This window comes from Candidatus Methylobacter oryzae, assembly GCF_003994235.2.
In the GTDB taxonomy this organism is placed as follows: Bacteria; Pseudomonadota; Gammaproteobacteria; order Methylococcales; family Methylomonadaceae; genus Methylobacter_A; species Methylobacter_A oryzae.
Genome location: NZ_RYFG02000108.1, coordinates 74,910 through 83,351, shown reverse-complemented (window position 1 = coordinate 83,351; position 8,442 = coordinate 74,910). Strand labels below are relative to the sequence as shown.

8 protein-coding genes are annotated in these 8,442 nt (G+C 49.1%); all 8 read left to right on the top strand.

Translation table 11 applies throughout. The features are described 5' to 3' along the window. Positions 1-443 precede the first annotated feature (443 nt). The 8 genes from EKO24_RS15410 (at position 444) to EKO24_RS15375 (ending at position 8,399) form a co-directional block, all read left to right on the top strand. Positions 444-1,133 carry a Crp/Fnr family transcriptional regulator gene (locus EKO24_RS15410; RefSeq protein WP_127028277.1) on the top strand — a complete coding sequence of 230 codons (690 nt, stop codon included), beginning with the start codon at positions 444-446 and terminating at the stop codon, positions 1,131-1,133. Between the two features lie 142 nt (positions 1,134-1,275). After that, positions 1,276-2,094: an ABC transporter permease gene (locus EKO24_RS15405; RefSeq protein WP_241674572.1), complete on the top strand. Its 819-nt coding sequence runs from the start codon at positions 1,276-1,278 to the stop codon at positions 2,092-2,094. Positions 2,095-2,162: 68 nt separating this feature from the next. Further along, positions 2,163-2,462, top strand: coding sequence for a nucleotidyltransferase domain-containing protein (locus EKO24_RS15400; protein ID WP_127028276.1), 300 nt, complete (start codon positions 2,163-2,165; stop codon positions 2,460-2,462). Continuing rightward, positions 2,459-2,986, top strand: coding sequence for a hypothetical protein (locus EKO24_RS15395; protein ID WP_127028275.1), 528 nt, complete (start codon positions 2,459-2,461; stop codon positions 2,984-2,986). Before EKO24_RS15400 ends, EKO24_RS15395 begins: the two co-directional genes overlap by 4 nt. 11 nt (positions 2,987-2,997) lie before the next feature. Then, entirely contained in the window at positions 2,998-4,260 is a 1,263-nt protein-coding gene (locus tag EKO24_RS15390; protein WP_127028274.1) for an ABC transporter ATP-binding protein, read from the top strand. A gap of 14 nt (positions 4,261-4,274) precedes the next feature. Next, positions 4,275-6,350 carry a GNAT family N-acetyltransferase gene (locus EKO24_RS15385; protein ID WP_127028273.1) on the top strand — a complete coding sequence of 692 codons (2,076 nt, stop codon included), beginning with the start codon at positions 4,275-4,277 and terminating at the stop codon, positions 6,348-6,350. A gap of 110 nt (positions 6,351-6,460) precedes the next feature. Next, positions 6,461-7,639, top strand: a complete 1,179-nt coding sequence (locus tag EKO24_RS15380; RefSeq protein ID WP_127028272.1) for a glycosyltransferase family 4 protein — start codon at positions 6,461-6,463, stop codon at positions 7,637-7,639. After that, positions 7,608-8,399: a PIG-L deacetylase family protein gene (locus tag EKO24_RS15375; protein ID WP_127028271.1), complete on the top strand. Its 792-nt coding sequence runs from the start codon at positions 7,608-7,610 to the stop codon at positions 8,397-8,399. The genes EKO24_RS15380 and EKO24_RS15375 overlap by 32 nt, the downstream gene beginning before the upstream one ends. The last annotated feature ends 43 nt before the right edge of the window (positions 8,400-8,442 follow it).

Here is an 8,442-nt window from a genome sequence, read left to right as displayed (position 1 = left end):
GCGCTGACTATAAACCCAAAGGTTATTTTGATAGTGCTTGCAGACATACAGGTAAATTGTTATTAATTGGTCTTGCCAGTTCATGGGGGGGGCCTAGAGAATTGGGAGGAGTCGTGTCTTTTCCAATAGTCTAGCCCAACTGTGAACTGGCTTCTATTCAGCTCTTAATTCACATTGAAGTCATCTCAAATAATTATAGCTTACTGGCGACAAACGGGCTTCGGCACAGGAACACTGCTCGTAACCGCAAAGCGCTACGTTATATTCGGCCGATCTTTAGAAAAGTTAAATGCAGAGGATAAGCCAAAATAGTAGCGATCAAGCTATGAGTGCCCTATAATAAAAAAAGCGTAGCCTTCAGTACCGGACTCTAACTCTGACGCCTAAAATTCTTCATCGCATACAAAGGATTCCTTAGTTTTTGAGAACAAATCTGTACCCTCATGTCGGTTGACCCGCTGATTCTTAAACAGTTTGATCTTTTCAAGCCGATTCCCGATACCATTATTCGTCCCCTTAGCCAATATGCACAACTGGTAGAGGTCCCTCGGCGTAAAGTCGTCATGGAGAAAAATCAACACGCCCACTCTCTTGGCCTATTGCTGGACGGACGGCTACAGGGAGTGGATATGACTCTCGATGGCCGCGAAGCCGGGCTTTACTTCGTGGAACCGTATGATTTCTTTGGCGAGCTTGCCGTTGTCGACCAGCTACCTACTCATGAATTTGTAATCTCTTTGGCGCCCTCGCGTTTTGTTACTGTGCCGGCCAAGATCATTTTGCAACTTATTAACGAGGTCCCTCAGGTAGCCGCCATTATTAATGCCCGCCTGGCTCGCCGCTTGCGCGAAACGCTTGCGCAACGGACGCTGTTAACCATGCCCTCGCCGCTGCAACGCGTCTGCGCGCAACTCATTCAGTTAACAATAAGGAATCCTTCCGGCGAACAAGTCATTACTTTCGCCCCAACGCACCAGGAAATTGCAATTATGATCAATGTCACTCGAGAAACCGTCACCCGCGTGTTTCAAAAATTGCAAACAAACGGCGTTATTGCGCGAAACGGCAACGCCTTGGAAATCAAGGATATTAATTACTTAAACCATATCGCCAGCGGAGAACAGGAAGAATAATTCAGCCAGCCGGCATTAAAATATGCACTTATTTCTCAGCAAGCCATTTACCGGCTTTCTCTCCGACTATCAGTAAAAACACCTATCGCGCAGATAATTTATATTTGCGATAATAAATTTTTAATACTTTCCCGATTCTATCTTGAACTCAACAACATCCTGTTTTTTAAATATATTCATCAGCTTGCAGAAAAATCGCCTCCTAATCCAGCAGATGGTCAAACGCGAAGTTATCGGCCGTTATCGGGGCTCGTTTCTGGGTCTACTATGGTCGTTTGTCAATCCTGTTTTAATGCTGACGATTTATACTTTTGTATTCGGTTTTGTATTTAAGGCACGATGGGGACAGGACAATACCGACAAATACGAATTTGCGCTGGTGCTGTTTACCGGGTTAATCGTGTTTAACCTATTCTCTGAATGTATTTCGCGTGCTCCGGGACTAATATTGGCTAATGTCAATTACGTCAAAAAGGTCATCTTTCCCCTTGAAGTTCTGCCTTGGGTGGCATTGGGATCAGCCCTGTTTCATGCGGGCATCAGCTTGGGCGTGCTGTTTGTTTTTTTGGCTGTACTTGGCCATGATTTTTCCTGGACTATGCTATGGCTGCCAATGATCTTATTACCGTTTGCGTTACTAATTATGGGCTTGTCATGGCTACTGGCCTCTGTGGGTGTTTTTATTCGCGATGTCGGGCAAATTGTCGGCATGGCGCTGACGGTACTCATGTTCATGAGTCCTATTTTCTACCCTTTGAGCGCCCTGCCGGACTCCGTGAGCCATTATCTATTCCTAAATCCCCTCACCTTGGTTGTTGATCAAGTACGCAATATCTTAATATGGGGGCAACAACCCCATTGGAGCTACCTAGCCGTTTACACCGCTATCTCTATTTTTATCGCTTGGTTTGGACTTCTTTGGTTTGAAAAGACCAGAAAAGGGTTTGCCGATGTTCTTTAATCCCACTTTTCAAAATACACTTTCCGGTATCGGCGCCAATAGAAGACGTGTTCGATGATAATTAATCGATGAGACTCTCTGAACAAACACAGCAAATTATTCGAAATACAGTCCAAGAGATTTTCGGCGTTGAGGCCAATGTAAAACTTTTTGGATCACGAATAAACGATAATGCACGAGGCGGTGATATTGACTTGCTTGTTGAGCTGCCATCAAACGTTGCGGAAATCGAACGTAAAACCATGCTGCTTACGGCCAGACTTCAATTACGCATCGGCGACCAACCTATTGACGTGCTGGTACTTGATCCATCAACACCTAGACAACCGATACACGAGCAAGCCGCCATGACTGGAATAAAATTATGAATGCATCTTTGGAATTACCGGCATTGCGTTTTCTGCATACGCTAGGAATAGTCGCAAAAGAAGGCAAACATTTGTCTTATAGTTGGAATAGTCTATCCAATCAAGTTATTGATCTTGAATGGGTTATCAATCTGGAACAAAATCCCGGCCGCGCGGAGCAACTGGAGGCATTCGTATCACGGTTCGGTAGAATGCAAGATACAATGGCTGATAAATTATTTCCACGCTGGTTACTTGCACTCGCTGAAATTCCCGGCAGTCAAATCGAAACACTCAATCGCACCGAACGATTGGGCATACTGCTTAGCACAGAACAATGGCTCCAAGCGCGCAATCTTCGCAATCGCCTGGTGCATGAGTATATGACCGATCCTGTAAAATTTATCGAGGACTTGGCGTTAGCGAAAGAATACAGTTTGATGCTAATAGAAACTTTCAATCGTTTACGCCAAGATGCAATAACACGAATGAAATATAACGAGGGGAACCTACCTGAAGAACTGCCTCTCCCCAAATCAAGTTAGAGGCCGACAGAATGAAGCAAATTGAATTGCCGCAAGAACCAGTCTCGGCAAATACGGATACTGCTGTCGCCATCGATGTCAAACACCTGAGCAAGTGTTATCAGCTTTACAATCAACCGCATGATCGATTAAAGCAGTTTTTATGGGGCGGCAGACGTCAATATTTTCGTGAGTTTTGGGCGCTAAAAGACGTTAATTTCGAGGTTGCCAAAGGCGAAGTATTGGGCATCATCGGACGCAACGGCGCCGGCAAATCCACGTTGTTGCAATTACTCTGCGGCACCCTGACGCCCAGCTCCGGGCATGTTGAGGTCGGCGGCCGCATTACGGCTTTACTGGAGCTCGGCGCCGGCTTCAATCCGGAGTTTACAGGAAGGGAAAACGTCTATCTCTCCGCTTCTATTCTGGGGCTGTCCAAACAGGAAATTGACGAACGCTTTGAAGAGATTGTCGAGTTTTCCGGCATCCGCGAGTTTCTGGACCAGCCGGTCAAAACCTACTCCAGCGGCATGTATGTGCGCCTGGCTTTCTCGGTCGCGACCAGCGTTGACCCCGATATTCTGATAGTCGACGAAGCTTTGTCGGTTGGAGACGGAGAATTCGCCCGTAAATCCTTCGACCGTATCCGCAGCATGAAGGAAGCAGGCAAAACTATTTTGTTCTGTTCGCATTCTCTATACCAGGTGGAAGCCTTCTGCGACCGCGCGCTGTGGCTGGATCATGGCCAGCTCATGCATTTTGATGAACCGCAAAAAGTCGTACAACGCTACAGTAAATTTTTGCTCGGCGACGCCAAAACATCAGCATTAATATCGGCAAACCCGCAAGCGGTTTCTGCAACGCAAGGCCATGCCCGCCTCAGTCATGTTGCCGTCAGCCTTGACGGCGCGACCGGGCGCGAGTTAAAGGGACGTCCCGGCGAAAACGACCTGTCCATTCGCGTGCAATTCGAATCCGATCCTCAACTACCGGCCCCTACTGTTGGCGTGACTATCAATTACGGCTCATTGATGACGGTGGCCTCTGTATTGAGCCATTCTGAAAATGTGCCGATCAAACGTAGCGAATTCGGCAAAGGTGAAGTGATCATCGATTTTCCCGCCCTTCCCTTGCGCAAAGGCGAATTCCATGTGACCGTCTATCTGTGCAGCGAAGATACCGTACTCGTTTATGACAGCGCGCAGACCGTAGCGACCCTGCATATCGAAGATCCGCTGCCTGAGCCCGGTTTAGTCAAACTGGCGCATTGCTGGCATACGCGCGCAATCGACTAAATCCTGTCTAACCTATGATCTCGGTTTTAATCGTCAACTACTTTTGCCACGAACTGACTGCCCGTGCAGCCGGCAGCGTACTGGCAGACGATCCCTCGGCCCAGGTTATTGTCGTCGACAACAGCAATGATCGGGACGAAGCGGAGAATTTACGCAAATCTCTGCCCGGCAAGGCCGAATTAGTGATTAGCCCAATAAATCTGGGATTCGGACGCGCCTGTAATCTGGCGTTTGAGCGAGCGGCAGGCGAATGGATAATGCTGCTTAATCCCGACGCCTTCATCCTGCCGGGCTGCCTGCAAAAGTTGCTTAGCGCTTTACAGAATCACCCCGAAGCCGGAGCCGCATCGCCGATTGTTCAATGGGACGAAGCCGGAACTTTTTTACTGCCGCCGGGACAAATGCAAAATCCAACATGGGAATGGCTGCTTGCAATCGGGCTCAGGTTTCCGGCTTTCGGACTGTGGCTGTCAATGCGTTTTAGAGCCTATGCACTCCAATGTTTATATGCTTCCCAGCCAATACGCCAGCGCATGCTATCGGGCGGACATATGCTTTTGCGCCGCTCAGTCATTGATGCTATCGGAGGGCTTTTCGATCCGGCTTTTTTTATGTACTACGAAGATACGGATCTATGCCGCCGCATTGCCAAGGCCGGTTTTGAACTAATGCTGATCCCGGAAGCCAGGGCCGTGCATGAATGGCGGAACGACCCTGCAAAATCGGAACATGTTTCAGGTTCGCGCTTGCATTACCTGTGCAAGCATTTCCCAAGTATTTGGCTTACGGACAAACTACGGCAAAAATTTGAGCAGCGGTTTCCGTTAAAAATCGGCCAGTTCCATGATCTTGGCATTTGTAAATCCGCACCAACTTTTGATCTTCCGTCAGATCAAAACGGAACTTGGCTGCTCGAACTGAGCCCCCATCCTCTGTTAATTCCAGCGGCATACCACAGCAGCCCCGTCGCTCCCGATACTATTCCATCATCGATTTGGAACTTACTGGGCCCCGCGCGTTACTGGGCAAGAATCACTGCTCCAAATGGAGAAAAAAGCCTCTTTACCTGGGAAATACCAAACCCGGCATCGAAACCGGACGTGGCAATAGCGCCTGCCCGACAAACTCAAAATATCAACCAAAACGAATACATAGATTGGGCCCATCCGTCCAATGAATCCGAACTACTGGACTTGTTCCGGAGCGCTTTCGGGCATCAGATGCAGCCCGAGCTTTGGCGCTGGAAATACCGGAATCTTGAAACCTTGGGAGCAGTATTGCGCCGCAATGGCCGGGCCATCGCTTTTTATGGGGCAATGCCTCGTACTATCCGCTTATTAGGCGCTCCGGCAACGGCAGTGCAAATAGGCGATGTGATGGTCCATCCCAAAGAGCGCGGAACCCTGACACGCAAAGGCCCTTTCTTTCAAGCGGCAGCAAGTTTTCTCGAACGCTTTGTCGGACAGGACCGCGCGTTTCCAATAGCTTTCGGCTTTCCCTCGGAAAGACCTTACCGTCTGGCAACTCGCCTGGGGCTTTACGACAAAGTTGGCGAACTGGTGCGCGTTTCCTGGCCAGCCCTACAAGCCCGTCCCAGCTATAAAGTTCGCATTCGCCCTTTGAGTCTTGAAGACGGTGCAGCGGCTACCCGATTATGGCAGGAAATGGCTGAGGCCTTGCAAAACCAAATTATCGGCGTCCGGGATTGGCCCTACCTGCAACACCGCTATTTACAGCACCCGACGCTAACTTACCAGCTCTACCTTATCTCTTCCAGGCTGACAGGAACGCCTATCGGCATCATCGTCATACGCATTCTGGACGATGCCGTCGAACTGCTCGACATCATTGTCCCTCCTGACCGCATTAGCACACTGGTACTCTGTCTACAGAGGCTGACTTGGCATTTCAATAAACCTTTAGCTTATGCTTGGGTTACTTCGCAAAACGCAAAACTATTGGCCGGCCATGTGGGCGAGATAGCACCAACCGGCATTATCATTCCGCATAACAACTGGACACCGGGCATGCCTGCGAGCGAGTTGCTCGACCGCTGGTGGCTGATGGGCGGGGATACGGATTTTCGCTGACAGTATATGAAGCCACAATTCACACACGCGCTTAATTACTGCTATTTAGAGATACTGTTAAAACCAGGCAGGACTCCTGATCGCACCACTAACTAGAGGATTACTAAATAATGCGGATTCTCATGGTCACCCGTGAAACGCAAGCCGACAAACGCTACGGACTGGGCAGAAGCTTGGCGCCGTTAATTGCCGAGTTTAAGCACAGAGGCATAGCCGCCGACTACATCTGCCAAGCCGATTTAGGTGCGCGGGCATTGTCATCGCAACACAAATTGCAGCGATTGGCTTACCGTTTATTCGGCAAGCTGAACTGCCAAACCGACTTTGCTACGCTACTTTGGGTTTTAATCGAACGTTTCAATATGGGCCGGCTTGCCGCTAAAGTTTGCTCTGTAAATCGTTACAGCCATATTCATTGCCATGACCCGATAATAGCCGCGGGTTACCGTTTTTTTTCACTCTTTTCACCGTCTTCTAAAGCCCGCTGGGGCTTGACCGAGCACGGCTTCGGCAGTTATACCCATGCCATTTATGCTGACGGCGTACGCTTGGGATCTTACGTTCTATCATTACTGTGCCGCTGGGAAGCCCGTACATTGGCAAAGGCCGACTGGGTGACTGTACCCAGCCATAGCGCCGCGGCACAGCTGATCAAGGATCTCGGCTATCCATTGGTGCCCAATAGCTGGCATGTGATTTATCATGCCTGCCCTGAGGTTAATATTTACCACAAACAAGAAGCCCGCCGGCAACTTAACTGGAAAGATCAAGTATTTTACGTACTGAGCGTCGGCCGAATAGCCCCCGTCAAACAATTTCCGCTGCTGATTGAAGCCTTGGCCAAAGTCACTCACGCTATGCCTATTCAATTAGTCATTCTGGGCGAAGGCGACTATGAACCACTACAAAAACTTGGCGAACAATTCCAACTCAAGCGAAGCATTGAATTCAGCCGCACTGACGACATCGGCTTATATTTGAGCGCTGCCGATTTATATGTCAGCACTTCGGCATCAGAATCGTTCGGTCTTGCGAACCTGGAAGCGATAACTGCCGGTATCCCGGTACTTTGTACAGCAGTCGGCGCCGTACCGGAAATTGTCGCAACCGGCGGCGTATTGGTTGAGTCTGACCTGAATGCCGTTACAACTGAACTTCAACGCTTAATCACTGACAAAGACGCAAGACGAGCGATTGCCAAACTCGGGCAACAAAGAGCCCAATCGTGGCCAAATATCGAAACCATTGCCGATCAATATGAAAAACTTTATCAACAATTTCATCCATAGCCGCCGGCAAAGCCGGATAGCGGCACTAAAGCCATGCCCTTTGCCCAGATCTTTAGCATTGCTCGATCAAGGCAAGGTACTGGTTTTTGCGCCTCACCCTGACGATGAAACGCTCGGCTGCGGCGGCACGCTGGCACTACTGCAACAAAACGGATGTAACGTCAAAGTCGTCTTTGTCACGGATGGCGGAGGGGCAGGCAGTTTACCGGAAGGCTCAATCGCGATCCGCCAACAGGAAGCCAAAGCCGCCTTAACGGCATTAGGTATTCAAGACTGGTTATTCATGGACGAGCCGGACGGCAGTTTTCGCAGCCATCCCAAATTTGAACATCACGTTCTGGAGATCATGGAACAATTCCAAGCCGACTGGATATTTTCACCGTCGGTACTCGACTACCACCGCGATCACGTCGCGATAGGACAAACGCTGGCTTCTCTTTGGCAACGACACAAAACGGCCAAGCGGTTATTTTTCTATGAAATATGGAGTCCGGTTCCCGCTACTCATGTCGTTGACATCAGCAGCGTAATTGAGCTTAAACGGCAAGCGATTAGTCACTATCAACTACCGCTGGCACATTGCGATTATCTTTCCGCCAGTATCGGCTTGGCCGCCTATCGCGGACTTTATTTGTCGGGAAGCGGGCATTCCAAATTCGCGGAGGCTTTTGTCGAGGCCGAAAACAGCGGAACTTGGAACGGCATCCCGGAAAGAATGCTGTGTTTGCGCATTTATCTTGAAAAACTATTGAACCATTGATTCTTTTATTCAGCATTCGCTTATTCTAATAATTTATACCTAT